Source organism: Nitrosococcus halophilus Nc 4, assembly GCF_000024725.1.
Taxonomy (GTDB): domain Bacteria; phylum Pseudomonadota; class Gammaproteobacteria; order Nitrosococcales; family Nitrosococcaceae; genus Nitrosococcus; species Nitrosococcus halophilus.
Genome location: NC_013960.1, coordinates 3,771,794 through 3,797,726 on the forward strand (window position 1 = coordinate 3,771,794; position 25,933 = coordinate 3,797,726).

Annotated in this window: 22 protein-coding genes; 5 read left to right on the top strand and 17 right to left on the bottom strand. The window is 55.0% G+C overall.

Translation table 11 applies throughout. The features are described from left to right. Position 1 precedes the first annotated feature (1 nt). From NHAL_RS17750 to NHAL_RS17765, 4 genes are all read right to left on the bottom strand, one after another. A complete protein-coding gene (locus tag NHAL_RS17750) occupies positions 2-3,925 on the bottom strand; it encodes a glycosyltransferase (protein ID WP_013034532.1) in 3,924 nt (1,307 codons plus the stop codon). Positions 3,926-4,143: 218 nt separating this feature from the next. Continuing rightward, a complete protein-coding gene (locus tag NHAL_RS17755) occupies positions 4,144-5,319 on the bottom strand; it encodes a hypothetical protein (protein WP_041355171.1) in 1,176 nt (391 codons plus the stop codon). A 62-nt stretch (positions 5,320-5,381) separates the two neighbouring features. Continuing rightward, positions 5,382-5,687 carry an ABC transporter ATP-binding protein gene (locus tag NHAL_RS17760; protein WP_203434337.1) on the bottom strand — a complete coding sequence of 102 codons (306 nt, stop codon included), beginning with the start codon at positions 5,685-5,687 and terminating at the stop codon, positions 5,382-5,384. Positions 5,688-5,733: 46 nt separating this feature from the next. Further along, positions 5,734-6,012, bottom strand: coding sequence for a hypothetical protein (locus tag NHAL_RS17765; protein WP_157862595.1), 279 nt, complete (start codon positions 6,010-6,012; stop codon positions 5,734-5,736). A gap of 544 nt (positions 6,013-6,556) precedes the next feature. On the opposite strand from NHAL_RS17765, the gene NHAL_RS17770 reads away from it, so the two are divergent. Both NHAL_RS17770 and NHAL_RS17775 read left to right on the top strand, forming a co-directional pair. After that, positions 6,557-6,844: a transposase gene (locus tag NHAL_RS17770; RefSeq protein ID WP_041355173.1), complete on the top strand. Its 288-nt coding sequence runs from the start codon at positions 6,557-6,559 to the stop codon at positions 6,842-6,844. A 111-nt stretch (positions 6,845-6,955) separates the two neighbouring features. Beyond that, entirely contained in the window at positions 6,956-8,071 is a 1,116-nt protein-coding gene (locus NHAL_RS17775) for a right-handed parallel beta-helix repeat-containing protein (protein WP_157862597.1), read from the top strand. 26 nt (positions 8,072-8,097) lie between these two features. On the opposite strand, the gene NHAL_RS17780 is transcribed toward NHAL_RS17775, so the two are convergent. The 12 genes from NHAL_RS17780 to NHAL_RS17845 form a co-directional block, all read right to left on the bottom strand. Continuing rightward, entirely contained in the window at positions 8,098-8,370 is a 273-nt protein-coding gene (locus NHAL_RS17780) for a sulfotransferase family 2 domain-containing protein (RefSeq protein WP_041355175.1), read from the bottom strand. 249 nt (positions 8,371-8,619) lie between these two features. Beyond that, positions 8,620-9,345 carry an ABC transporter ATP-binding protein gene (locus NHAL_RS17785; protein WP_013034538.1) on the bottom strand — a complete coding sequence of 242 codons (726 nt, stop codon included), beginning with the start codon at positions 9,343-9,345 and terminating at the stop codon, positions 8,620-8,622. After that, positions 9,342-10,124: an ABC transporter permease gene (locus NHAL_RS17790; RefSeq protein ID WP_013034539.1), complete on the bottom strand. Its 783-nt coding sequence runs from the start codon at positions 10,122-10,124 to the stop codon at positions 9,342-9,344. The genes NHAL_RS17785 and NHAL_RS17790 overlap by 4 nt, the downstream gene beginning before the upstream one ends. 412 nt (positions 10,125-10,536) lie before the next feature. Then, positions 10,537-11,757, bottom strand: coding sequence for a glycosyltransferase family 2 protein (locus tag NHAL_RS17795; RefSeq protein ID WP_013034540.1), 1,221 nt, complete (start codon positions 11,755-11,757; stop codon positions 10,537-10,539). Positions 11,758-11,770: 13 nt separating this feature from the next. Then, positions 11,771-12,709, bottom strand: a complete 939-nt coding sequence (locus NHAL_RS17800; protein WP_157862598.1) for a glycosyltransferase family 2 protein — start codon at positions 12,707-12,709, stop codon at positions 11,771-11,773. 37 nt (positions 12,710-12,746) lie between these two features. Next, positions 12,747-14,495, bottom strand: a complete 1,749-nt coding sequence (locus tag NHAL_RS19965; RefSeq protein ID WP_013034542.1) for a methyltransferase — start codon at positions 14,493-14,495, stop codon at positions 12,747-12,749. After that, positions 14,492-15,184 (bottom strand): sulfotransferase family protein, encoded by a 693-nt coding sequence (locus NHAL_RS17810; protein WP_013034543.1) that lies wholly within the window; start codon positions 15,182-15,184, stop codon positions 14,492-14,494. The genes NHAL_RS19965 and NHAL_RS17810 overlap by 4 nt, the downstream gene beginning before the upstream one ends. 4 nt (positions 15,185-15,188) lie before the next feature. Next, a complete protein-coding gene (locus NHAL_RS19970) occupies positions 15,189-15,914 on the bottom strand; it encodes a class I SAM-dependent methyltransferase (RefSeq protein WP_013034544.1) in 726 nt (241 codons plus the stop codon). Next, positions 15,883-16,329 (bottom strand): hypothetical protein, encoded by a 447-nt coding sequence (locus tag NHAL_RS21320; RefSeq protein WP_013034545.1) that lies wholly within the window; start codon positions 16,327-16,329, stop codon positions 15,883-15,885. The genes NHAL_RS19970 and NHAL_RS21320 overlap by 32 nt, the downstream gene beginning before the upstream one ends. 60 nt (positions 16,330-16,389) lie before the next feature. Further along, a complete protein-coding gene (locus NHAL_RS17825; protein WP_013034546.1) occupies positions 16,390-16,842 on the bottom strand; it encodes a hypothetical protein in 453 nt (150 codons plus the stop codon). A 4-nt stretch (positions 16,843-16,846) separates the two neighbouring features. Next, complete coding sequence (locus NHAL_RS19975; RefSeq protein ID WP_013034547.1) at positions 16,847-17,773, bottom strand: peptidylprolyl isomerase; 927 nt, start codon at positions 17,771-17,773, stop codon at positions 16,847-16,849. A 121-nt stretch (positions 17,774-17,894) separates the two neighbouring features. Next, complete coding sequence (locus NHAL_RS17845; RefSeq protein WP_013034548.1) at positions 17,895-19,796, bottom strand: hypothetical protein; 1,902 nt, start codon at positions 19,794-19,796, stop codon at positions 17,895-17,897. A 759-nt stretch (positions 19,797-20,555) separates the two neighbouring features. Here NHAL_RS17845 and gcvPB point away from each other — a divergent pair. The 3 genes from gcvPB (at position 20,556) to NHAL_RS17865 (ending at position 23,740) form a co-directional block, all read left to right on the top strand. Further along, positions 20,556-22,010, top strand: coding sequence for an aminomethyl-transferring glycine dehydrogenase subunit GcvPB (gcvPB, locus tag NHAL_RS17850; protein WP_013034550.1), 1,455 nt, complete (start codon positions 20,556-20,558; stop codon positions 22,008-22,010). Next, positions 22,007-22,372: a diacylglycerol kinase gene (locus tag NHAL_RS17855; RefSeq protein ID WP_013034551.1), complete on the top strand. Its 366-nt coding sequence runs from the start codon at positions 22,007-22,009 to the stop codon at positions 22,370-22,372. The genes gcvPB and NHAL_RS17855 overlap by 4 nt, the downstream gene beginning before the upstream one ends. Positions 22,373-22,807: 435 nt before the next feature. Continuing rightward, positions 22,808-23,740 carry a carbohydrate kinase family protein gene (locus NHAL_RS17865; protein WP_013034552.1) on the top strand — a complete coding sequence of 311 codons (933 nt, stop codon included), beginning with the start codon at positions 22,808-22,810 and terminating at the stop codon, positions 23,738-23,740. Here NHAL_RS17865 and NHAL_RS17870 read toward each other — a convergent pair. Beyond that, complete coding sequence (locus NHAL_RS17870; protein ID WP_013034553.1) at positions 23,728-25,812, bottom strand: thioredoxin domain-containing protein; 2,085 nt, start codon at positions 25,810-25,812, stop codon at positions 23,728-23,730. The genes NHAL_RS17865 and NHAL_RS17870 overlap by 13 nt on opposite strands. Positions 25,813-25,933: the final 121 nt, after the last annotated feature.

Genomic DNA, 25,933 nt, shown 5'->3' on the forward strand with positions numbered 1-25,933 from the left:
ACTAGTACAACATAAACTCAACAGCTACTTCGCATCCATCCGTTTCCAATATTTTTAAAAACGCTTCCCCTGCTGCTTCACGACTGAACCGATAAGACCGTTGGCGCGCTGAATAAGATAAATGATCGTATTGGGCTTTGTTCGTCAGAAACAGATTCCCACAATATTGAGTATGCTCCATTAATTCTTTTTCATTACCAAACACGAACCCATTGCGGCCGTGTTCCACGATTTCTTTCTGCCCAGCGGCATTTATCACGATGGGGACGCACCCATAGGACATCGCTTCCACGGTGGTTATCCCGAAATGCTCATACAAGTCCGGCCGCTTACTGATATCCTCATTCAATCCGGTTGCATGCCAGTAAATGGCGGATTTCATATAGAAATATTTCAAATCGTCCAATGGCAAATCAACATGAAAATCTACGGGATAGCCTTCTGCTTCTTGCCGCACCGCGTCCAGATATTCTATTTGGTCGTGATGAACTTGACCGACAAAAGTTAGCCGCCATTCATCATCCAAAATATTGTTATCCTTCATCCATTTGAACACCTTGACCATCTCTAGTTGCTTCTTGTTATGGCCTTCTTTAAAAAAACGGCCGACATTAAGAATTCTTTTTTCTTTCTGAATGAGGGTCAAATCGGTATTTGGAATAGCGACTGATGGATATAACAGCTCACTGTCAACCCCCCACCACTGTTTCACCCAGTGGGCGGTATAATTTGAATTTGCTAGAAAGCCATTATAGGTGGCTAGAAAGTCTTTGGCTTCATCCGGCCTATCATCAAGCCGATAGGGAAAACTCACGATGTAATAGGAAAAACGGCTTGCACATTTTAAATCGGAACCAAAGGCGGAATTGACAAAAATATCGTATTGGGAGGTGGCCTCAGGATGGTAATGTAAATATTCGGGACTGACTATCCGTTTCCGGCAAAACTTAAGTTCTATACCGAACTGCCTCTCAAGAGTGGCAATACTAAAATCATTCTCCGAAATCAGCTCCACTGGACCCAGCCTTTGTAGAGTCTGGGCGATGACACAAGCATGATGCTCGCCACCACCGAGGGTATTCCAGAAATTATTGTAAACCGCGATTTTATAAAATCTATTTTTTCGTTTTAAAAAGCCGCCTTCTGCAATCATCGGCAGCAATCGTTCCCAATCAGTGAAAATTTGCGGTATTTTCCTCGCAAATTCCTGCTCTTCCGGGGTGCATGAGGGGTTCTGGTAATAGGAATGGAGGTGATCAAGCTCCGCTTTTGTTTCCTGCCACTGGCTTTTCCAGAGATCTTCCGGGTAGTGGGAGGCAAGAAATAAAATTCTGTTTCTATTGACATAATATCTAAAAAATACGGAGTTTTCTTTGCTGCTCGAGGCATGCTTATGATAAATAACGCTTTCTGGGCAATAGGCCAAACCATAGCCCGCCTCCCTGAGGCGCAACGAAAGCTCCGTGTCTTCAAAATAGGCAAAGAAGTCCCCGGCAAATATAGGTTTTCCTCTCAGCGCTTCACGCCGAATTAACATGGCGCCACCGCAAAGGGCCGTTACCGCCTCCTTGCTGTCGAACTGCCCTTCGTCGGGTTCGCCGAATCCTCGGTCCCTGACTTCTCCCCACTCATCCGCCTCGGAAGCCGCATTATTAATGAGGTAGCGAAGGGCAGGGCTCTCCGTTCGACCTTTGAACTCTAACGCCACTTCAGACCACTGCTGCCCATTTACCAAACAAGTGGCCGCCTCATGGAGGGCGGAAGAAGAAATCTTGAGGGTGGTTTCAGCATCTACTTCGCTTTTTAATCGAAGCTTCACTGACGTTTGCCCTTCGCAGATAGGGAACTGAAGCTTTGCTCTTTGCTTGAAGCGGATACATCGTTTACCGCCCAAGTTCTGTTCTTGCTCCCAACCTTGGGAAAAAAACCACTTTTTATAGACGGGGGCCGATTCCTCTAGAGCCGAAATGTCCATCCAGATATCCACATTTGCCGAGGCTTTAAGTTCTATCGGGGCGAATTTTTTCCAAAATAATATTTTGGGACCGACAGCCCCGATTTTCGGAGAGTGTTCTATGCAGGCCACCAATCCTTTCAGCCAATCTCTATCCGCTGCCATGTCATTATTGACTAGGCATAAATACCGCCCGCTGGAAACTTCAGCCCCGATATTATTACCTTCCGCAAAACCCGTATTTTCCGCCAATGCTACGATTTTCACTGTCGGGAAATGGTCTCTAAGGTAATCAATGGAGCCATCGGAAGATCCATTGTCGACCAATATAATTTCGAAATCCGGGTAACTTTGCCCTTGAAGCGAGACCAGGAGATCCTGTAAATGATGCTGCCCGTTGTAATTAACGATAATGATACTGACTTTCCTTTTATTTTCTAAATCATTTATCAGAAAATAATCGGGATCTTCAAATTCCTGGATCGCTCCTTCATAGCCCACCAAGGGGGAACCCTGTAGCATCCGGCTGTAATAATTGACTACACCCTTGGCCGTGGTTGGCTTTTTAACGAAAGTGACATAGGCATTGCGGATTCGTTCCCGGTTCAGCAATTTCAGGCTCTTGCGCGGATGACGAATAGCCAACAAAGTAACCTGCAACATCAGGTGCAGATTACCCGGATGCTTGGCAAAAGGATCGAACAACCTATCGTAAACTTTTCTGACTGGCCAGGTGATTCCCATTCCTAAGCGATAACTCAAGGAAGTTTTTATATCCTCTATCTGCCTCATTGCACCTTGAAAGTGCCCATCTATTTCTTGTTGAACCGCAATGAGCGCTTTTAATTCCCGCTCCTTGGCTGTGCGAATGGCATTGATTTCTTCTTCCTTTGCCACCTGGAGAGTTTTGACTTCCTCATCCTTTTGCCTCATCAGAGCGGTGGTTTCATTCACCATGCGCAAAGTCAGTTCATTGAGCTCCTGATCTTTGCGCTCCAACTGTTGCTTAAACCATTGCAGCTCAGCCTGTTTCTGCCCTTCTAGTTCTTGAGCTTTTTTTTCTACCTCTTCATTGAGTTCTTTTTTGAAATAGCGTAATTGGCAACGGTAATTTCTTGCCTCCAAGGCGAGCGGATCAATCTTATCCAGCAAACTCCTAGCCCGTTCCCTTGACCATCCAGAAGCTGCGAACTGAGTAAGGCCTTCATATAAATCCAATAGGCCAGGTATATTCTCGTTTTCCTGGCGGACATCTTCCATTGTTGAGGCTGAATGGCATAATTTGGTATCAACGAATTGCTCCACAAACCAATCGATCTGTCCATGACTTAAACTTTCATCATTATTTTTTTCGATAAATCGAATTAACCGCGTCAGCTCCCCGTGTGGCTCCCGTAACAAACCCAGATAGTCGATAAACAAAGGATCGGTTGACTGCGCTTGCAAATAGCGCAAAATCAAATAATAGTGGTTAATCCATAAAATCAGACCTTTTCGTTGTTCGAACCCATTACGCACATTCAGTGAATTGGCCACATCGATTGGATTCCGAACAGAAACCACAAAACACGTTTGGATACCTGCTTGCTTTGCCGCGGCGAGCCAAAAGGGTAAGACCAGGCTTAGCCGTGGGTCTTTTACGGCAGCGATCCGGCTTGCCGACGCTTTTTCCGCCAACAGGGCGGCTACCCGAGCTCGCAGGGGGGCAAGATCGCTCCTGGTAAAGTCGATAAAGGGAAAGGTGGTAGGAATATCCCAGCGTAAATCCAAGTTCTCTAATAAAGCGGTATTGATTTCAAACGCATCCCTATCTTCCCAGAACCCCTTCGGGTTATCGAAGGCCGGGGGCATTAACCTCTCCCCCAAATCGGCCCCCGAAACCTCTACGGCCTTAGCCAGAAGGCTTGTGCCAGACCGATGCATCCCCAGCACAAAGATCAAACGTCTTTCCCTTTCCTCAAGGATCGTCATATCACCTCAACCCAACTGATGGCCGCTCCTTATTCAATCAAATCAACTTTCAGGTGAATACCGCCACTGTTCACACCATCTTCGCTCATGGGTGACGTATCTCCTCTGATGTTTATTAGTCTTTCGCAAAACCGATTTCAGCAGGGTGCGCTGCCTCTTTCCATCAATTCCCGCTCAAAAACCATATTCAGTTATAACTCAATATAGTCAGATAGATTCTAAATGTGATTTACAATCTTTTGAGCAAAATATTTAGCTAACTCGCGTTGAGATTCATATTCCTCTCGATTTTCATCAATCAAATTCTGAAAAACTCCCAATGGTTGAGACCCTTCGATTAGCCTATCGAAATCCACAGATCTTCCAGACAACCTAAACAAGCTTGTAATATCATTAACGTATCTTTCGAAGTAACTAACAGCGAGCGGCATCGCTTCCTTATCGACAAGAAAGTCTGAGTATGCTGGTAAAGTCAATCTATCAGTGCCCTTGGTCTGTTCTTTCACTTTATCAACAATATCAAATGCTAATCGGAGCGGTTGCATCTTTTCATTCCTGCCAAGCTGCGCCCCCTTGATATTTTTATCTAAGAAAAGCGCCATAGCATTTCTAATAGAAGTTATCGTAAGATAGCTCAAGGAAACGTTACGATATTCTTTCGTTGGTGACCCACCTATTGTTGCCCCTACAGTATTGCTTAAAAAATAATCCCATAGCGGCATTTTTCCTAATCTTGGTTGCAGGCATAATGGCAAGATATTGAATCCTGCTTCTCGCCACCAACGCGCTCTTTCCGTCAAGACCAGAGCCTCTTTTAACCTAGCCGAGTCTCCGTAATTCTTCAGGTAAGAAGTAGGCGTGCCGACGAATCCATGTTTAACTTCTTCTTGCCACATAGATAACTCACGCTCTAGATGTGGCTTCGCTACAATTACTGTTACGGCCTTGTCTCCTTTAAGTACGTTTTCAAGTCGCCTAATTCGTTTAATATTCCATGTCCACATCGTCTCAGACGACACTATAATTTTTTTCGCTCCGTGCTCCATCGCCTCTCGTCTGATATCGTCCACCAACTCGTCGAAGGCAGGAATGTCCTTTACTCCCAGAGCCTCCGCATAGGGCGCACGACCATTTATCTCCTTGTTTAATGAAAAATTAAGCATATGATGCGCCGCATGTAGTATACCTTTTTCAGGATACAAACAATTGTTGTTAGACAATAACGCAGTCCTCGCTTCATGCAGAGCAAACTGAATTGTTGTCGTTCCTGTTTTATTTGGGCCAATATGAAAAAACCATTCCATTTTCTCGCCCTCAATTTGCGCAGTGATGGTGCCTATTGGCTTTCTCGTTAAGATTGAACATAGTATTATTGTGTAATTTTTCTTCGGCAAATTGTTCTCATTTTTAGTCCCTATAGATTCTAAGCAATCCAGTTTTCTCGTCTCTGTCTTTCCTATTTCGAGGCCACGCCAGATAATTTTGTGCGGTAAAATGCCTCATAGGCAGCCACCACCTCGTTGACTTCTCCTTCCATTCGGGTCGTCCCCTGCTCCACCCAAACGGCCCGGTTGCATAGCTTGCGAATAGCCGCCGCGCTGTGGGAGACCAAAACGATGGTTTTATCCGAGGCAATCTTGCGCTCTATCTCGGCCCAGGATTTGCGCTGGAAATCGGCATCGCCGACCCCCAACACTTCGTCGATGAGCAGAATATCCGGCTCCAGGTGGAAGGCCACCGAAAATCCGAGGCGGGCCCGCATGCCGGCAGAGTAGGACGGAACGGATAGTAAGAATAACCGATATGAATCACGGGTAAAAGTCGCTCATAGGTGGAGGCTTGGGAGTGCCGCCACCCTTGTGCCTCTTCTTCCGTTTGCGGTTGCTCTTTTTCCCCTCCAACGCCGAGGGGCGAAGTTTGGGCTTGCCTTTGTACTTCTTGAACCGTGCCACTTCCTCTTTGAGTGCTTCGATATCCTGCTGCTGATGGATCAGTTCGCGCTGGGCGGCGATCACTTCCAGAAGCAACACGACCAGCAGCGTGCGCTGTGAATCACAAATCTCCGGCACCGGCGGCAACTTCGCCATCGCCCCCCACGATCGCTCGCGCGCTCCGGCTGTCGATCCCCCTTCACAGCTACCCGGCATTTTTCCCTCGCTTTCGCGCACCCTCACTCAATTTCGATCGCGCCATGGCAAAATCTACACCCTTCTCCGGCACCTCCCCGCATTCACCCGCCCCGACTTTTTAAGAACCTACGTCACGGCGACCCAACTATTACTAACTTCACAGGTTCTTCGGTTGTGGAGGCCTAGGCTATGAAGAGAAGAACTCCAGGCTGGCCTACCCCATATCCCACGAAAAAATCCGCTCTGGGTGACTTTTTCTATTCAAGCGCTACTGATATCATTCATATATCGATTAGCTATTTGATAAACAGACATAAATTATCTAATTTTTTATAAATAATCCTCAAATAATAGCCTAAGACACCTAACCCCGGAGGCACGCCATGAAAGATAAAGGGCTGAAGGACGGACGCAAGATTCCCGATGAGGTGATGGAGCATTTTCGTCGCCGTGCGGTGCACCTCGATCCGAGTCCAGGGGCATAGTCCGGAAACCGTTGATATTGCTGGTGGACCGGGCCACCTTTCATCAGTCCCCACAGGTCCGTAATTTCGTTCGCGCTCATCGTCCCCAGCTGCGGGTGTTCTTCTTGCCCAAGAAAGCGCCCGAACTCAATCCCGATGAACCGGCGTGGAATGAGCTTAAAAATAACCACCTGGGAAAACAACCGGTCAAAAACAAAACCGATCTCAAAAAACGTCTTGAAGCGGCCTTAAACTCGTTACAGCGCCAGACAGAGCGTATCTGCTCTTTTTTTCAATTACCGGAAGCGCAATATGCGGCTGAATAATATCCGGATATCAATTTACAGAACGATATATAGGAATGAGGAGGCTCCCATGAGATGGCGATCTATAATTCTAAGTATTGTAAGCTTTATCTTCGCAGACTGCGACTTGGGATGGCCGACCACGACGTAGGAGCAACGCGCAGTACCCTCTCCTGGTCCGATTGCGGCGAGTCGATTCCCTGGGCCACCTACTGGGGCCCCTCACAGAGCGGTCCGCTGAGTACTTTTGTTGACAACAACCCATGTGTTCAGATTGCGGACGGGACGCATGTTTTCAGCGGAACACAACTTATGCAGAACACGTCCCACGGCTTTCTGTATGTGCGAGGAAATGGTAGCAACACAGTCCTCAAGGCAAACGAGAGCATGCACTGCCCTTACTATCCATCGAGCAGCAGTTGCTTCCGCAGGCTGTTGAAAGTCGACAGCTCGAATGTAAAAATCGAAAATCTGAAGATCAATGGGGATGCATACCTCAGCAACGGCACGATGCGTGACGGACTAGCAGGCGGCATCACAATTCTTAAAGGGACAAGTAACCATAACAACGTCGTCAACAACGTAATTTTCCGGAACCTTGTATGCGTCGGTGTGCAGCTAGGGGGGAATGGAAACTCGGTCAAGAACAGCAATTTCGCCTACATCGGCGGCTATTGCCCGGACAGTGACAATCCCAATTGGTTCGGCGTAGGGGCGGGTATATATGCCGCTGGCTGGGGTGGCCTTGCCTCATGGAACGTCGCGATTCGGGACAACAGCTTCCAAAACCTCCAAGGGACGCCGATCGACGTCGCCAAGGTGGATTACGGAGCGATCACAGGGAACTTTATCAAGAATACAAAGGGAATTGCCGGGATGATGCTGTTCGGAAACCGGTATTTCAATGTGTTGAACAACACGGTGGACAACGCGGGAGGCGAGTTCAACCAGCCTGCGTATGATTCGCATCCGGATTGCTACATCGAATCCGACAACGAAGAAACCGCGATCCGTATTTGCTCGGACGGCAGTTCCAATAAATCCGTTGACATGACTGTGAAGAACAATACGATCAAAAATAGCGACTACGGCATCGTGCTTATCGGCAGTTCCGGTCGCGAGCCGGATGACAGCACCATCGAAGGGAATGACCTTTGGAACAACCCAGTCGGCAATCGGTGCATGGATGACCGGTCGCCCGGGGCCAATACCTGGAGCCAGTCTTCCTGCAACGTCCTTTACTTCTAGGCGACCTCGAACAACGAGAATCACCTCTAGTTGGATATCGCCCGGGCCAACGGCTCTCGGAGCATGGTAATTAATGCAAGGCGTTGATCAAGAAGTTGTTGAAGGCCCCAGAAATGTCCGGCGAATAGTCTGTATTCTTGCAGTTCATGGGCGGGAATCTGCAAAAGCTCTGCTTGGACCTGGGCCGGACAAATTTTGCCCCCAGGAAAATACTGGGCCAAGTAGTATTGAAAACTCGTTCCCGCCGTCTTGGGTATATGTAGAAAATAAACAACCTCATCGCCCATCAAGTGATCCATGGCTTTCCCGTCTTTGCAAAGCTATTTAAGTATCTCAGTAAAAATTTTGAAGTATTCCCGGAGCGAGCCGCTGGTGTGGAGCCGGGGGACAGGGAAATCCCCGCAAAGCCTTTTTTCAGGGAGGAAAAACGGGTTTGCGGAACACCACCGGCCCGCCCCTAAACACCTCATATTTTATGCATAGGTACTTATTAATCTCGTTCTTCAGAATAGTGTACAAATCCTCGGCAATCCCCAACATCCCCCACCCTACTGGCTGTTTTTTTCCTGCACAAACGCCTCATAGGCAGCCACCACCTCGTTGACTTCTCCTTCCATCCGGGTCTTCCCCTGCTCGACCCAAACGGCCCGGTTGCATAGCTTGCGAATAGCCGCCACGCTGTGGGAGACCAAAACGATGGTTTTGTCCGATGCAATCTTGCGCTCTATCTCGGCCCGGGACTTGCGCTGGAAATCGGCATCGCCGACCCCCAACACTTCGTCGATGAGCAGAATATCCGGCTCCAGGTGGAAGGCCACCGAAAATCCGAGGCGGGCCCGCATGCCGGCGGAATAAGTATGCAAAGGATAATCAATAAATGACTCCAGTTCCGCGAAGGCGATAATCTCGCCCAGCTTCTCCTCCACCTGCTTGCGCCGGAATCCCAACAGCAAACCGCTGACGATGGCGTTGTCGCGCCCACTGAGATTGGGATCGAAACCCAGCCTCAATGACAATAGGGCCACGGAATGCCCAGGATTGATAATTTTCCCCTTATCCGGGCGGATGATGCCGCCAAGCACCTTCAACAGGGTGCTTTTTCCTGCCCCATTGCTGCCGATTACCCCCAGGGATTCCCCTTGATACAGGTCGAAAGAGACATCACGCAGGGCCTCGAATCGGTTTTGTCTTAGAAACCCGGTCCTGCGGCGGTAGGTGACGCCGACGCCCCTGACCGAGAGCACCACCCCGTCTGCCACCTTCAATGGCCTCATGCTTCGACGATCCTGGGGTAGAGATGACTGAAACGCTGGATCAAAAGCTGGGCGCCGTAGACGCCCGCCAGGGCGAATAAGCCCACTTTAAAGAGGGCGGCCCAATCCGGCCAGACGCCGTCCATGAGGATGTCCCGGTAGGCTTCGATGAGGTTGGCCACGGGATTGAGGTAAAAATAGGTTTGATACTGCTCAGGGATGGAAGCCCCGGCGTAAAAAATACCGGAAAGAAAAAAAACCAATTGCAGCAGGGCATCGATGAGAAACTTAAGGTCCGGCACGAAGGGAACAATGGCCGCCGTCAGATAAGTGAAGGTCGTGAGCAGCAGCAACTGCACCAATATGACGCAGGGTAGCGCCAGATAGCTGGGGCTGATATCAAATCCGTAGAGCCAGAGAAAAATAAGCAACAGGACAAAGACGAACCCGAACTTCACCAAGTCCATCACCATTTCGATGGTGGGAAAGATTTCCTTGGGCAGATCCACCTGGGTCATCAGCCGGCCATTACCATGGATGGCGTTCATGCCATGTTTGATCGAACCGGCAAACCACTGCCAAACCACCAAGCCCACCAATAGGAAAGCCACGAAGTCTTCCGTGCCGCGCTGAATGAGCAAACCGAAAACGACGTAATATACCGACATGGAAAGGAGGGGCTCGAGGACCCACCAGAGAAAGCTAAGGTAAGTGCGCGACGCTTCGGCTCGCAGCCCAGTGAAGGCCTTAAACAAGACGAGTTCTCGATAACGTGGCTGAAGGACGGTGATTCCAAGCATCTTTTTTTCGATTCGATTTACAATTTCAGTTCACACATAAGCCAAAAGGAAATAAGGGTTTTCGTTGCGCTCTACCCCTACTGCAACCTGAAGCTAATCTGCACACCTTACAAAACTCCCGCTCAAGAAGGGGTGGAGGCGCGTAGCGAAACCCATCGCTGCTTGTTAATGCTCCTAAAATAAAATATTTAGCCGCGAATTAACGCCTATGAACGCCAATATTTCAATAGTTTAAAAACAGGCAAGCGTTGGCCCGTCAGAAAATCATCCCAGGCAATGTTTTATAAGCGTTTATTCGCGTGCATTGGCGGCTAAAAATCGAATCTAGATTGTTCCTCGTCGCTATTTCTTTGTCCTTGTCGGTAGGTTCTAGCGTAGAGCCGTAAAAGGAACGAAGCGAAACCCGCCACCGCTACCTATGGAGGTTTTCCAACAGTCTCTTAGCCACACGAAACCGACCGCGTTCTTCAGGTCTCGGTACGCTATAGCAGGCCCCGTCCATTGGCTCGACCCTTTTCCTGCCAGGTAGACGCCGCAACACCGACCCGCTCGCCAATAGGGTGGGTTCGGGGAGGGTTGTGGGGACGACGGTTTGCCGACCTGTCAACGCATCCCGATAGGCCGTCATCAATGCGGAAAATAGCCGTAAACGCCGGCGCAGAAGATAAACCAGGGATTTGCCCAAAAAACGCAATGTGGCCGCCATGGGCAGAAGCTTCGGGTGGTGTTTTCTCGTATACAGAAGCGTGCTCAGGTTTTCATAATAGTTGCTCCGCCATGACTCTTTCCGGTTGACCGATGACCTCCCGCCAGTGCTTACCCCGCCCTTATGGTAAACCAGGCTCTGTTGACACCAACGGAGAGCGTACCCTCTAGCGCGGGCCCTGCGGGCCAAGTCCGTTTCCTCGTAATAAAGGAAAAAACGCTCGTCGAATAAACCGACCTTTCTCAACATCTCGGCGCGGCAGAACAGGGCGGCCCCACCGATATAATCCAAAGGGACATCCGCCTCCCCGGCCAGCACCTCGTTTAAGCTCCGGCCGCCCCCAACGGGATTCATGAGGGTGGTCAGGGGCTGATAACGGCACCCCCCGGCCATTTGCACCCGGTCGCGGCGATAGTAATCCACTATTGTACTGCCAAAGACTCCCACATGGGAATTCTGCTGGGCGCACGCCAACAATGCGTCCAGGGCATGGGGGTGGACCAGGACGTCATTGTTGAGAATCCAAACGAACTCGCACTGTTCTCGCCCCAGGGCGCAGCGGATGCCCACGTTGTTGCCCCCTGAATAGCCCCGGTTGGCGCCGGTTTGCACCAGCAGAAAATCCCACTCCGAGGAGGGTTCGCTATCCCCCAACAGCCGCGCTAGAGAGTCGGTTTGGAGGTGGAAATGGCGCCCGGCCCAGGCTCTAATCCGGTCGATGGAATCATCCGAAGAGGCGTTGTCACAGACCACCAGGGCCAGTTGACGCTTCTGGATCAAGGGCAGCAGGGAGTCTAAACATTCCAGGGTATGGTCGGGCCGGTTCCAGTTGAGAACGACGGCGCACACGCTGGGCGCTGTCTTTTCAAGGGCTGGCATCCTCCGCCGGACTGAAAACCCACTGTCTAGCGCCTTCATCGCAAGCATGCCGGGATTAACTTTACTCCCACGCGGCAGGGTTTGCCGCCGCTTTCCGTGCGGATTCCTCCAATGAGGGCAAAACTGCCGTCGGCAGGGTGCCCAGATAAATAGGTCTCTTTTTAGGCGGCGCGAAATCCACCCCCCGCAATTCTTTATACTGGGCGCGCCAGGATTGGATGTTCTGCTGCCATTGGGCTTCTCCGGAATTGGTGGCAATGCCCCCATGGATCTGATGAAAGACTCCTTCACCGAGCAGAGTCACCAACTCCGCCTTATCCCGCAGCACCGCCCGGCGATAAAAATCCAGATTGACCAGCCCCCCTCCCGCCAAATCAAACCGCTCATCATAGCCGCCGAGATTCCAAAAGCTTTCCCTGCGCAGAAAGATGGCGTTGCTTTCCCCCATGGGCAAGAACCATCCGTCTTGGCAAGAAGCGGCGAGCACGGCAATCTCGAACAATCGGTAACCCTCCTGGGGAAAACCGATTCCCGCCAATAAGGCATCCTCCTTGCCCTGATTATATCCTTCGGCGACGGAGTAGTTTTGCAATTGAGGCCCCAAATGCCATCCCAGCACCGAGACGGTGGGATCGTCAAATATCCGGAAAGCCCCGGAAGCCCAGCGCACCAGGCCGGGGGAAGCAATTCTGGCCCCGTCAATCATCAAGCAGACAATAGCGCCCCGGGAGTTCTTCACCCCCTGATTTAACCCATAGGCGGGTGAGGGGGGCGCATTTTCCAAGTATAGATAGCGAAAATTGTCGCCGTGGGCCTCCACCCGCTCCCTCCCGAAGGGAGGACGGGAGCCGTTGTCGACCACCACCACTTCGTAATTGACGCCGTCGGCGCCAAGCTGATAGCGCCGGCTCAGGGACTGCAAAGTCCTGGGCAGTTCCCTGTCCATATTGTAGGTGATGACAATAAAAGACAGGTCTACCGGCTTTCGGAAGAATCCCAACAATGCCAACCTCCTTCCGTAGGATTTGCCGAGAGACTTACTTACCGCGCCGCTGGTTGCGGTAAAAATTCGGCGGACGGCCGGCCTTGCGCATGGCAAAACGATGGCCGGTCAGGATCACCTCGTCCGGGACCGTGTCCACCCCCAAGGCGGCGATGGCCTCGATACGCTGGACATCCTTTGCCGCCACGAACCAGGTCTGCAAGGTATGGGGCCAATCCAACTTGCGGCAACACAAACCGGCTTCGGAACAAGCGGCCACGATCGTCGACCAACTAAAATGATTGAGCCCCGGATAAACCCACTCGTCACCCACTATCAAATCCTCCTCCCGCTCCACGAAGGTGGCGACCAGCAGACCGTCCTGCTTGAGGACGCGGCCCGCTGAACGAAGGCACTGGCGCAATAGAGGGGGGCCGGTATGACTGAAAATGGACTGGGCCAGGATGAAATCGAAATCGGTATGGAAAACCCCCAGATCGAAATCGTCGTTGTAGGCGAATTGCGGTCGCTTGAGCGCCACCAGATCCCGGCCGATCTCCTGGTTGATGCCCTCCTCCACCAACCAGCGGTTCGGCTCAATGCCAAAATAGCGCGAGGGTTGGAGATAGGGAATGAACAACCGCCCGCCACGGAGGGAGCCGCAACCCACATCCAGCAAATAATGGGATTCCCGCAACCCCAGCAGGCCCAGGAGGCTGAACTGCAAGGCTGAAATCAGATCATAGTGCTCCACCCGGCCCACATAGGCGCGATAGTTTTCGTCGCCCGGCTTCAACTCCGGGGACGGGGGCGCCGATACCGGCTGGGAGGCTTGCCCACCGGCTTTGGAACGGGCCGCCTCGTATTCCCAATCATTCAATAGGGTCGCGCTGGCCCGACGAATCCAGGGCATGGCTTCCCGCCGGGGATAGCCCACCAACAAGGGCAGCCGAGAAGATTGGCGAAAATCCTCGCCCCGTATCCGCCGATACTGCTCCCGGTAGCGGGCCATTTCATCGGGAATTTGCGCCGCCGGCCGATTGGCCATGGTGCCGCCATGAATCTGGTGGAAGGTCGCCTCGCCCAGCAAGGTGATGAGGGTCGAGCCCTTCAGATCACTGGCGCGGCGATAAAAATCCAGATTGACCAGCCCCCCGCCCGGCAGATCGAAGCGCTCGTCGTAGCCCTCCAATTCATCGAACATCGCCCGTGGCAGGAACAACAGATTGCTTTCCGCAAGCCTCCCCAACCAGGCGCCCCGGCTGGAACCTCCCAAAGCGCTGATATCAAACAGCCGGTAGCCGTTCCGGCGCCATCCGCTGCGCTCCAGCAGGGCGTCTTCCTCGGCCTGGCAGTACCCCTGGGCCGGTGAACGGGTCTGGATATCGGGCCCCAGGTGGAAGCCCACCGTCCCCACCACCGGACGATCGAAGCGATCCAGACACGCCAACGCCATCTGCACCACTCCCGGCGTACTCATGCGCGCGCCGTCGATGAGAATGCCCACCGTCGGCGACAGAGAGGCGGCCACGCCCCGATTAATGGCCGCTGCCGGGGACGGCGGCCCATCGTCAATGCGGATATGGCGGAAATTCCCCCCCAAACTTTCACTTACCGCCCTATCCAGGGGAGGGTTTGAGCCGTTATCCACGGCGATCACCTCGTAATCCCCTTCACTGACCCCTCGCTGATAACCTGCCGATAGGGAATAGAGGGTACGCGGCGCCTCACGCGCCATATTATAGAAAACCCCGATAATGGACAGGCGCGGCCGCACTGTTTTCCCGGTCGGCGAGGCGCTCATGAAGCTATCTCCCACAGAGTCTCATACAGGGCCCGCACCTCAGCGGGCAGTTCCCTCTCCATCCGCCCATGATGGCGCCGTAAAGCGGAGGTGAAGAAGGACGATCCCCGAGGGGGGTCGGCAAGTCCTAGCTTCCCAGCGATCTTGGCCAGCCGCTCGGCGTATTGCGGGGGCTCCCAATCGAAACAAATAATGGGAAAACGAAAGCGTTCCCAATAGGCGAGCAGTCGCCGATTATAGGCCAGCCACAAAGCGTAAGCCTTCTCCGGGGCAAACTTGTTGCGCTGGAGCAAGGACTCGGCCACTGCGGTCGGATGGCGGAAGGTGCCCACGCAACTGGGCATCGGCAGGGCTTCCAACCACCCCTCCAGGGTCAACAAGGTGCGCGGTTCCTTGAAGCCCCAAATATCGTGGGTAGGATAGGCGGCGATAATCCCATCGCGGCGCCGCCTTTGAGATTCATCCCAGCGCACTGCCGCCGGAGGCCTATCCCAGGCGCCGCCATTGGCCCGGAGCACTTCGTCGTTAAGATCCATAATGGCCCGGTTTTCCCGGTTGCCGCGGGCGTTGTGGGGCGCCTTGGTATTCACCGGCCCCAGATACAGCCCCGCTTCTTCCAGGCAGCCGGCCAGGCAACTGGTGCCGCTGCGATGCATTCCCAACACCACGACTGCCTTCGATGGACTCATGGCGCTACGCCGTGCGGGTAAACATCAACATGGACTGGCCGCGGGGATGTCCCCAGTCGCCGATGAACTCGAAACGCCATGGCAACCCGTCGATACAGTAGCTGAAATCTGCGAGCCGGTAATGGTACGGATCGTCGGCGGGGTAAGTCGTAAATTTGCCCTGGGGATGGGTAAAGGCATCCGCCCAGTCGCTGCCTTCTGGGCAGATGAAGGCAGTCGCGTAGAAGGTACCGCCAGGCTTCATAGCCTCGGCCAGCCGCGTCAGACACAGCCGGATATGATTCATCGGCAAATGGGTGAACAAGGACTGGGCCAACGCCATATCGAAATGCACCCCAAAGTGGGCAGCACGGAAGCCGTCGTCGCAGAACAGATTTTCCTTCGGCAGCTTATTGTCCAACCCCTGGGGCACTAATTCTTTCTGGTAGCCCGCATCCATCAATTCCTGGGAAATGTCGATACCATAATAGTGGCCCGGCTGGAGATATTCGATCAGGTGTACGCCGCCTCGAAAACAACCACAGCCCATATCCAAAAGGCGCATTTCCGGCTTCAGGCCCTGCTGCAAGAGAAAGTCCCGTTGCAGGCGGCCGATCTCCTCCCACAGCCCACCGACCAGGCCGCGATGCCGGCCCGCCTTCACCTGAGCGAGGGTCCTGCCCAGATCGTAATATTTATTCACCCCAGATAGCGGTTGTTCACCGGGTCTGGACGAACCACCACTGGCCATCCTGTTTCTCCCACAGCTCGTCCCAGGTGCCGACGGGCTCGGCGGCGTTGAGGCCGGTGACGGTCCCGGCGGTGTCGAAATGCTGCTGCACCACCACGGTGGCCCGCGATGGATCCTCAAAGGCAAAGATGACTTGGCGAACCTTGACCTCTTTTCGAGGCGCCAACACCTCATAATGGTTCCGCAGCCGCTTCACGCTCCAGTTGCCGCGCTGGGTTGGCGCGAAGAATTCTCGGGCCGCCTCGTAATCGCCGGCCAAGATCACCTCCCAGCGCGCCAGCACCCGCTGCCGGAGCAAGGCTTCCTCCGCCGCCAGATCCTGGGCGCGCGTGGAAGAACCGGCGCATCCCCCCAACCCGGCCCACAGCAGCAACACAATGGCGCCCGCGGTTATCCGCACAAAGGTTTTCTGCACCTTCCTCTCCCTTTTAAAATTTTCCCGTCACGCCCCCGAAGGAGCTCCCCGGCATCCGGATCAGCGGGGCTCCACATACCACCATTGCCCGTCCACCTTCATCCAGGTTTCCTCCACCCGGCTCACCCCCTCGATCATGGGGCCAAGCACGCCTGAACTCTCAAACTCCAGCAATAACCCGACCTTGGCCAGGGCAGGGTCATCCGGGTCAAAGCGGATATCCCGGATCTCGATGCCCTTGCGGCGAACCTGGGCGGCGTATTGATTCTGGAAATGCTCAAGGCTATGGGTGCGGCGATAAGCCGGCGTGGCAAACTCATAGACCCGCTCGAAATCCAGGGCCTGAATCGCCTCCCAGCGGGCATGGATCCGAGCGCGTAAAGCTTCCTCCTCGGTACGGACCCCACCTGGGTGGGCGCAGCCGCTGATCCACAGCACCGCCAGCAGGCATAAGCCGCCGAATATCCGGCTTGCGCCCCACCCTTGAAAATGATACCCAACTCGCTCCCCCATGGCCTCACTTCCCTTTTGGCTGTAATTCGTTGACCACTTGCTCCAGCACCTCGTAATTGATTTTCCTCGGATCGGGATAGGACTGACTGCGCTTTTGCTCCATGGCGCTGGCCCGCACTTCGGCGCGCACTTGCCGCATCAGCTTCCCCTTAACTTCCTCGAAGCTGAGCTGCCGCGACGGCTTCACCTCCAACAGTTTGATCAGATGCACGCCAAAGGGAGTCTCCACCGGCTTGCTGATATCGCCGGGCTTGGTTAAGGCGAAGGCGGCATCCTCGAAGGGTTTGACCAACCTGCCGTCCCGTTTGATCCAGCCGGGCAGTTCCCCGCCGTCTGGGGCCGTCCCTTTGTCCCGGCTGCGCTCCCGCGCCGCCGCCCCGAAATCCCCGCCGGCGAGCAACTCCCGGCGAAGCGCCGCAGCCCGCTCCCGCGCCGGTGGCCGCTCATCGCAGGGACAGTCTGCCGGCTCGGCCAGCAGAATGTGGGCCACCCGGCGCTTTTCGGCGGTGCGCAGCTTATCCTTGTGCAGACTATAACGCTCCCGGGCCAGGGCCTTCAAATCCCTATCGGAGGGCACGGCCGCCTCCCCGGCGACCTTCTTCATCAACGCCCTCGCCAGCACCTGGCGGCGCACGGCCCGAAGCTGGGCCGCCACCTTGGGATCCTCCGCCAAACCCAGGTCCTCGGCCTCGGCGGCAAGCACCCAATTAGAATGGAAATCCAGGGCCAGATCCCGCAGCCGTTCCCGATCCCCAGTCAGGCCTTGCCACTGCTTGGCTTCAACACCGCTCAAATGGCGGCGATAATCTTCCGCCGTCAAGCGCAATTGCGGCGAAACGCTCACCGCTTCGGGCGTCTCGGCGGCAACCGCCGAAGCCCCTACCGTCATCAAAAACAAAAGCCCATATCCGACCCACGCTAAAATCTGCATGCCGTTTAACCTGTGTCCCTCATGGTAGTGCGATCAAAAAAGGCGCCGGGGTGGCCGGCGCCTGTTGGTTCATGGCAGAAGCCATGACTCTCCGCCCGCGAGCGGAGAGTCATCCCGCCGTTTAGTTCTGCAACACCAAATTGTCGTTGTCCCGCAGGTAAGCGTGATCGGTGGAACTGGCGAAGTTGCGGGTCACGTCGCCGAAAGTCCGCTGCTTGAGCATGAAGCCGGTCACCGGCAGGCCCCGATGGTCAGCGACATTGGAGGGCAGCCCCCCCTGATCACCCTGCCCCGACAATTGCGGGTTGGTGGGGACCAGATCCAGCCGCATCCAACCGGCGGTGTTGCCCGGCGCCGGCAAGGTGGCGGTGCTCACGGTGGTGGGCAGGCCGTCGGTGTCCAGGAGGGGATAGATGGAATCCAGCGCGCTCTGGCCGTTGAAGGTAATCACGTTGGTCTCGTAGCAGAGCTGCTGGGATTCAACCACCGGCGGCGGCGCGGGGGAGACTACCACCTCCTCGGCATCCTCCTCGAAGGTGCGCTGCTCGGCCCGGTCGAAGACCGCGGTCTGCACCTCGTTACAGGCGGTCGCGCTGGTGCGATCGGTCTCAATGGTCTGCCCAAAGGCGTTGGCAAACGGAGCGTAGGGGATGTCGTCGCCTACGCCCAGGATCGTCTCCGGGCGGTTATGGGTATTAGCGGTATCCACAACCCCGCTGGGAATGATCGCCGACTGCACCCCCGGACCCTGGTTGCCGAACTTGGTCACACCATCGTTAGCACTCCCTTGGGTGAGCGTTTCCGAACCGTCCACGTAGAAGCCCTTGGTGGGCAGGGTCACAATCCAGTCCGTGGTCACCCCCAGGGCCGGATTGTTGGACCACTCGTTGACGATCCCGGAACGCTGGATGGTCAAACTCAGGGCATCCACCCCACGCAAGTTCTCAGGCGGATGCGCATTAGTGGTGTTCAGCGGCATGGCCATGATGGGCAGATTCAGGCCATCGTCCCACCAGTTGGCGGTCTGGGGAAAGGCGTCATTCAGGCTCGGCTCCAGGAAGTCGAAGGCGACCTGGGCGGTGATGAGATTCCGGCAACTGGCACCGGCATCGCTAGCGTCTGGCACCCAGTTGTCAATTTGTGAACGCTCGTCGCCCCGGGTGATGGTACAACCCACGTTGTCGGCAGGATCGATGATCGCATCGACAGCGGATGCGCCCGGATTATAGAAATTGGCCCAGGTGGTGGCGGTGTTGCCGGCCTCGACCCCCCGGGAGGGATTGAGCAGGGTGAAGTTGAACTTGAGGGCATTAATGGGTTCGCCGAACTGCCGCGCCGTGGCAAGGATATTGGCGCGACTAAAGGCGGTCTCAAGGGTAGCGCAGTCATGGCTTTCGATGACGTCCTCGATGGGATCCAGGGGCAACGGGAATGTACTGGGATCCTGAGCCGTCCCCATATCGGCATGGCCCATGACGATGAACTCCACATAACCTTCCCGCATCCGCTCGGCGGCTTCCGGCGTCAACCCGGTGGGATTGGCCAGGGTCGGGGTGGAGCCCGTGGGGCCCCCGTCGTCGTTGCGGGTTCCCGCCGGACCGAAAGCCAGGGGGCTCAGGGGAATTTCCGCCCCGCCGCCAACGGCGCTAGGAATGGTACAGGTCTTGAGGCCGTCGGCATTTTCTTGATCCGTGGCCACGAACACCGGACCACTGCCGTCGGAGGCTTCCTTGAGCACCCCGGTGAATACGTCGAAACTGGACAAGGCCACGTTGAAGTCCAACACGTCGCGGCTGTTGCGCCCTTCGTGAATACGGACCTTGACGATGATGGGCACGTTCTGGGTGTTGATCAGGTTGACGGTGGTCAGCCAGCCGTCCCGGACCGTGTAATAGGGCGCGATGGCCACTTCCCCGATCCCGTCGGTGGCGATGTTCACTGCTCCGGCCTGTGGCGCCAGCAGGGCACCGCCGACCGCTGCCGTAACAGCCAGGGCCGAGCGTTTGAGATTAAATAATTTCATGCTGAATCCCCCTTGCGAAAGAGTTTATTGTCTTTTCCATATTACAATTACAAATGATAACGATTAAGCGAATATCACGTCAGAAAAATTTCGGCGGCAACCAGCCGTATTGGGTGATTGCGCACAGCCGCCCACCCCGGTATTTCCTGCGAAGCGGACAATGAACATCACGGTAATCAACCCTTACTGATCCCTCTTATGAGCGATAACATTGCGGTGCTTTGATTTAGAACGTAACGTAGCAGTGACATGGTAGCGTGTCAACGACATTTTTCACTTAAAAACAATGAGCAGCAAAGAAAATAACATTTTTTACTCTAAAAGCTAATGCCCACCTAAAGGGGTAAGGTGTAAAAATTATAGACAAGCAATCCCACGAATGCGAAATTCAATATCGTTTTTATCCACACCGCTGTAAAAATCAAACACTAAAACGGCAATGATGGGGTAAAACTTTAACCTTTTGGATGCCTCTAGAGAGAACAAGCTGGGTCCGTAACGGCTAGGTGCTTGTCGCCACGAATAAAAATAGGCGCGGCGAGTCCTGCCGGAAAACATTCGAGGCGGGAGGGGATGATGGCCCCTGGAATATCCCCCCCCCAGGGCGGCGGATGCCGCCGCAGGGTCTTTTGGTCATCAAATCCGCCAGGGGTTCCGGCTAGAGTCTCCTCGCCAAGACTGGCATAATTGCTTCTATCGTTCTTGCTCCGGCAAGAGAATGTCTATTTTTTAACCGTAACTTTAGAATATTCATTGGCCATGCTGATTTTTGAATCCTCACGTCCCGGTCGTCATCCTCGCACCCAAGCCCCCAAGGCGGCTGTCCCCACCGATTTACCGGCGCAATTTCTGCGGCAGCAGCCCCCGGCATTGCCCGAGGTCTCCGAATTGGATGTGGTGCGCCACTACACCCGCTTGTCCCAGAAAAACTTTTCCATCGACACCCATTTTTATCCCCTCGGCTCCTGCACCATGAAATATAACCCCCGGGCCTGCCACACCCTGGCCAGCCTACCGGGTTTCCTGGAGCGGCACCCGGCGACGCCGGAAGCCATGAGCCAAGGCTTTCTGGCCTGCCTCTATGAGCTGCAAACAATCCTCGCCAAGATGACGGGGATGCAGACCATGAGCCTGGCGCCCATGGCGGGGGCCCAAGGGGAGTTTAGCGGGGTCGCCATGATCCGCGCCTACCACCAGGCCCGGGGCGACCACGAACGGCGTGAGATGCTGGTCCCCGATGCCGCCCACGGGACCAACCCCGCCACCGCCACCATGTGCGGTTTCCGGGTGCGGGAAATCCCCACCAATCCGGAGGGAGACGTGGATCTGGAGGCCCTGCGCAGCGCCTTGGGCCCTCAAACGGCGGGCATCATGCTCACCAACCCCTCTACCCTGGGGATATTCGACCGCAACATTGAAGCGGTTGCCGAGAGCGTCCATGAGGCGGGGGGGCTGCTTTACTATGATGGGGCCAATCTGAACGCCATCCTCGGCAAGGTCAAGCCGGGAGATATGGGGTTCGATGTCATCCATCTTAATCTCCATAAAACCTTCGCCACCCCCCATGGCAGTGGCGGCCCGGGCGCCGGCCCCGTTGGGGTAGGCGATAAACTGTTGCCTTTCCTCCCCGTTCCCCGGGTGGAGCGAGGCGAGGATGGCAGCTTCCATTGGCTGACCGAAGAAGACTGCCCCCAAACCATCGGTCCCCTCTCCGCTTGGATGGGTAACGCGGGCGTCCTGCTGCGGGCCTATATTTATGTGCGCTTGCTGGGCCTGGAAGGGATGAAGCGGGTCGCGGATTTCTCCGCCCTCAACGCCAATTACCTGGCCAAACGCATGGCCGAAGCCGGTTTCGATCTGGCTTACCCGGAGCGTCGCGCCGGCCATGAATTCGTGGTGACCCTCAAACGCCAAGCCAAGGAACAGGGAGTGACCGCCACGGATTTCGCCAAGCGCCTGCTGGATTTGGGGTTTCACGCCCCCACCATTTATTTCCCCCTCTTGGTCCCGGAATGCCTGCTCATCGAACCGGCGGAGACCGAAAGCAAGCAAACCCTCGATGCTTTCGTGGCGGCCATGGCGCAGATTGCCAAAGAGGCCCAAGAGGATCCGGAGCAGCTCAAGGAGGCCCCCCGCAAGTTGCCGGTACGCCGCCTGGATGAAGTCAGGGCCGCGCGGGAGCTGGATCTGGTCTGGAAACCGGCCCCCCCATGACTAAGCAAATACATCCGAAAGATGAAGGCCTCCGCCATTTGTTTTTGGCGGCGGGCTACTCTTTCAAAGGCTTTCGGGCAGCCCTTAGCGAAACCGCCTTTCGCCAGGAATTGCTCCTATTGCTGGTGGGAGGACCCCTAGGCCTGTGGCTCGGTGAAACCGGAATAGAACGGGCCCTGCTGGTGGGCAGTTTATTATTGGTGCTGATTGTCGAATTGCTCAACACCGCGGTGGAGGCAGCAGTGGACCGGGTCGGCTACGAGCACCATACCCTTTCGGGGCGGGCCAAGGATTTAGGTTCCGCCGCCGTCTTCACCAGCCTGGCTTTGGCGGCTTTCGTGTGGTTTTCCATTCTCCTATAGTTGAGTCGTCGCCTAACTAGCTCTTCGCGTCCATCCATGGACTTGTCGAGCTAGTTGGTTGGCTCAACCAGCCTCAGCACGAGGAGACTGGACCCACAGAGACTCAACCAGGTCAATTCAACCCAAGCAAAACCATCAAGTTGGAGTTTCGCCATGACTGATTTCAATTTTGCTCCTACAAAACTTCATCAATCTGGAGAATTCGCGGTTCCTCGCGGTCCTCGACGAAGGGGTGACCTTGGTCTTGGGGTCTTTACCGCTCCTCGCGCTTTCACTTCGGGTGCTCCCCACCCTAGGCTCCGAGAGCAAGAAAATCATAGCGCCAATTCATGGCGAAACGCAAGTCATGCTGACCCTCACGCTCGATGCTCCGCAAGCTGCGCACTCTCGCTGGGGGGTCATTAAACATCCATGTTTAATTCCGAAGGGAAAAAAATGACAGCTTTAATTTGCGGTTCTTTTGCCTACGACACCATCATGGTGTTCCATGACCGATTTAAAAACCACATTCTCCCCGATAAGGTCCATATCCTCAATGTCTCCTTTCTGGTGCCGGAGTTACGGCGGGAGTTTGGCGGTTGCGCCGGCAATATTGCCTATAATTTAAACTTACTCCAAGGCGACCCTTTGCCCATGGGGACGGTAGGCGGCGACTTTGGCCCTTACCAAAAATGGCTGGACCAGGAGGGTATTTCCCGTCGGCATGTACGCCTGATTGAGGATACCTACACCGCCCAGGCTTTCATCACCACGGATATGGACGATAACCAGATCACCGCTTTTCACCCAGGGGCGATGAACTTCGCCCATGAGAATCGAGTTCAGGACGCGGAAGGGGTCAAGATGGGAATCGTCGCTCCCGATGGCCGGGAGGGGATGATTGAGCATGGGCGACAATTCCAGGAGGCCGGAATCCCCTTTATCTTCGATCCGGGACAAGGGCTGCCCATGTTCACCGGGGAGGAGTTGCTCACATTCACTGAGCAGGCCACCTGGATTACCCTCAATGATTACGAAGCCCAGTTGTTTCAGGAGCGGACCGGGCTTTCCACCGAGCAACTGGCCGAGCGGGTCGAGGCCTTGATCATTACCCGGGGGGCGGAAGGCTCCGCCATCCATACCCAGGGGCAATGCCTCCACATTCCCGCCGCCAAAGCCAAGACCCTGGCCGATCCCACCGGTTGCGGGGATGCCTACCGGGCCGGCTTGCTCTACGGCCTTTCCCAGCAAATGGACTGGGAGATGACGGGCCGCATTGCCTCCCTCATGGGCGCCATTAAAATCGAGCATCATGGCACCCAGAACCATCGCTTCGAACTCACGGAATTTTGGGATCGTTTCGAGGAAAACTTCGGCTATCGGCCTTGATCCGCCAAATGAGCCTTAAAAGCCTCCTGCTGGGTCAGGGGTGGCGAGCAAGTGTGGCCGCTACACACATAAGCGGTCACCCTGTCCCCCTCGGGGCGATATTCCTCCAATTGTCCCCATAAATCCCGGGCTCCCTTGGGAATCGCCAGGCTCACCCGCCGGGGCGCATACTCCCCGGTGGCGATGGCCCGCCAGGATCCCAAATTTTCCTCAGGGCCCCGCAAAATGACCATTTGGGGGGGATAGAGCCATTCCTCCAGGGTCTTGAGCAAGCTGCAATGGGCATGGGGGGTATGCTGAATGCTGGCCCAGCTGGCCTTTAGGGTGCGCTCTGCCGCCTTCAAATAGCGCATTTCCCCCAGCAAATGCCCCAACCTTTGTAAACTCCAGGCCAGCACCCCATTTCCCGCCGGGGTGGCGTTATCCATCAAGGGCACGGGACGGTGGATGAGGGTTTCGTGATCATCGGCGGTGAAATAAAATCCCCCTTGGGCCGGATCCTCAAAATGTGCCAATGCCGCCTCGGCAAGTTCAACCGCAAAGGCCAAATCCCCCTCGCGCCAGCGGGCTTGGAGCAATGCCAACAGGGCATCCAGGAGAAAGGCATAATCGTCTAGGTAGCCTGGGTGCTGGACCCGCCCATCCTTGTAACTCACCAGCAGGCGACCCTCCCGCCATAGATGCCCACGCACGAAATCCAAGGCCCGCTCGGCGGAGGCGATGAACGCGGGCTCCGCCAGTGCCTGCCCGGCGGCGGCCATTCCCTTGATCATCAGGCCATTCCAAGAAGTCAGGATTTTATCGTCCCGCCCTGGGCGGATGCGCTCTTCCCGGGCGGCAAACAACTTTTGCTTGGCGGTGGCCAGCGTCTCTTCCAGAATCCGGGGCGATAAATTCAGCTCCTGGGCTAGCGCCTCGGGGGTTATCGCCCCATATAAATGCCAATGGCCTTCAAAATTCGCCGGTTGATCAAGGCCAAAATAACGGGCCACTAGCGGGTACTCATCCTCCTCCAAGAGGGCTTGCACCTGCTCCCGGGTCCAGACATAGAACTTTCCCTCCCGGCCCTCGGAATCCGCATCCAGGGAGGAATAATACCCCCCCTCAGGGGACTGCATTTCCCGGATGGCCCAGTGGCCCGTCTCCTCCAAGACCCGCCGGCAGCGTTCACTACCCCAGAGCTCATAGGCGTCGGCATAGAGGGCCAGCAATTGGCCATTGTCGTACAACATTTTCTCAAAATGAGGGATTCGCCACTGGCTATCCACGGCATAGCGGCAGAATCCGCCTCCCAATTGATCGTAGATTCCCCCCTGGGCCATTTGCTCAAGGGTGAGTCGAGCCAAGTCGAGGGCCTTTTGCCGCGCCTCCGCCGACAAGTGTTCCCCCCGGACATCGCGCAGACAGCGCTCGATGCTGCTTGGATTGGGAAATTTGGGGGCCCCCTTAAAACCGCCATAACGGGGATCGAAGGACTGGGCCAATTGCTGCTGGGCGGCCTTCAGGGGCGCCGGTCCCAGCATTTCAGGCTCTACCGCTGAAGTGCGCGTATCCAGCTCCTCAAAGGCGGCCAGCAAGCGGCTATTCTGGGATTGGATTTCCTCCCGGTGGGCATGAAAAAACTCGGCTATCCGCTCCAGCAAGTCCTTAAAGCCGGGCAAACCATGTCGTCCTTCAGGGGGAAAATAGGTGCCGCCGAAAAAGGGAACTTGATTCTCCGGTTCCAGGAACATGGTCAGGGGCCAACCACCGGGGCGGCCGGTCAGCATTTGCTGGGCCAGTTGATAAATCTGATCCAGATCCGGCCGTTCCTCCCGGTCAACCTTGATATTGATAAAATGCTCATTCATCGCTGCGGCGATTTCAGGGCTTTCAAAAGACTCATGAGCCATGACGTGGCACCAATGGCAAGCAGAATAGCCAATGGAAAGCACAATGGGTTTATTCTCACGGTGAGCCCGTGCCAGCGCCTCTTCGCTCCAGGGATACCAGTCCACGGGGTTGTCCGCATGTTGCAACAAATAGGGGCTGGTCTCCCCCTGTAAGTGGTTTTTTACTGATGGATTTGGCATAGGAAAATTCCCCATAAATTCCGAGTCATTTTCTCAACTATAGGCTACTCAGAAGGCTTCGTGAACTGCCACCCGTCCTCTTTCATCACCCCTATATCTCCTAAATGGTAAAATCCGCCTA

What these genes read in the sequence shown, in the direction of transcription:
- NHAL_RS17775 (WP_157862597.1), top strand. Translation starts at nt 6,956, where the DNA reads ATGGCCGACCACGACGTAGGAGCAACGCGCAGTACCCTCTCCTGGTCC.
- NHAL_RS17780 (WP_041355175.1), bottom strand. Translation starts at nt 8,370, where the DNA reads ATGGATCACTTGATGGGCGATGAGGTTGTTTATTTTCTACATATACCC.
- NHAL_RS17785 (WP_013034538.1), bottom strand. Translation starts at nt 9,345, where the DNA reads ATGAGGCCATTGAAGGTGGCAGACGGGGTGGTGCTCTCGGTCAGGGGC.
- NHAL_RS17795 (WP_013034540.1), bottom strand. Translation starts at nt 11,757, where the DNA reads ATGCTTGCGATGAAGGCGCTAGACAGTGGGTTTTCAGTCCGGCGGAGG.
- NHAL_RS17845 (WP_013034548.1), bottom strand. Translation starts at nt 19,796, where the DNA reads ATGAAATTATTTAATCTCAAACGCTCGGCCCTGGCTGTTACGGCAGCG.
- NHAL_RS17865 (WP_013034552.1), top strand. Translation starts at nt 22,808, where the DNA reads ATGACAGCTTTAATTTGCGGTTCTTTTGCCTACGACACCATCATGGTG.
- gcvPB (WP_013034550.1), top strand. Translation starts at nt 20,556, where the DNA reads ATGCTGATTTTTGAATCCTCACGTCCCGGTCGTCATCCTCGCACCCAA.
- NHAL_RS17855 (WP_013034551.1), top strand. Translation starts at nt 22,007, where the DNA reads ATGACTAAGCAAATACATCCGAAAGATGAAGGCCTCCGCCATTTGTTT.
- NHAL_RS17790 (WP_013034539.1), bottom strand. Translation starts at nt 10,124, where the DNA reads ATGCTTGGAATCACCGTCCTTCAGCCACGTTATCGAGAACTCGTCTTG.
- NHAL_RS19975 (WP_013034547.1), bottom strand. Translation starts at nt 17,773, where the DNA reads ATGCAGATTTTAGCGTGGGTCGGATATGGGCTTTTGTTTTTGATGACG.
- NHAL_RS17765 (WP_157862595.1), bottom strand. Translation starts at nt 6,012, where the DNA reads ATGGCGAAGTTGCCGCCGGTGCCGGAGATTTGTGATTCACAGCGCACG.
- NHAL_RS17870 (WP_013034553.1), bottom strand. Translation starts at nt 25,812, where the DNA reads ATGCCAAATCCATCAGTAAAAAACCACTTACAGGGGGAGACCAGCCCC.
- NHAL_RS19965 (WP_013034542.1), bottom strand. Translation starts at nt 14,495, where the DNA reads ATGAGCGCCTCGCCGACCGGGAAAACAGTGCGGCCGCGCCTGTCCATT.
- NHAL_RS19970 (WP_013034544.1), bottom strand. Translation starts at nt 15,914, where the DNA reads ATGGCCAGTGGTGGTTCGTCCAGACCCGGTGAACAACCGCTATCTGGG.
- NHAL_RS17760 (WP_203434337.1), bottom strand. Translation starts at nt 5,687, where the DNA reads ATGCGGGCCCGCCTCGGATTTTCGGTGGCCTTCCACCTGGAGCCGGAT.
- NHAL_RS17825 (WP_013034546.1), bottom strand. Translation starts at nt 16,842, where the DNA reads ATGGGGGAGCGAGTTGGGTATCATTTTCAAGGGTGGGGCGCAAGCCGG.
- NHAL_RS17810 (WP_013034543.1), bottom strand. Translation starts at nt 15,184, where the DNA reads ATGAGTCCATCGAAGGCAGTCGTGGTGTTGGGAATGCATCGCAGCGGC.
- NHAL_RS17750 (WP_013034532.1), bottom strand. Translation starts at nt 3,925, where the DNA reads ATGACGATCCTTGAGGAAAGGGAAAGACGTTTGATCTTTGTGCTGGGG.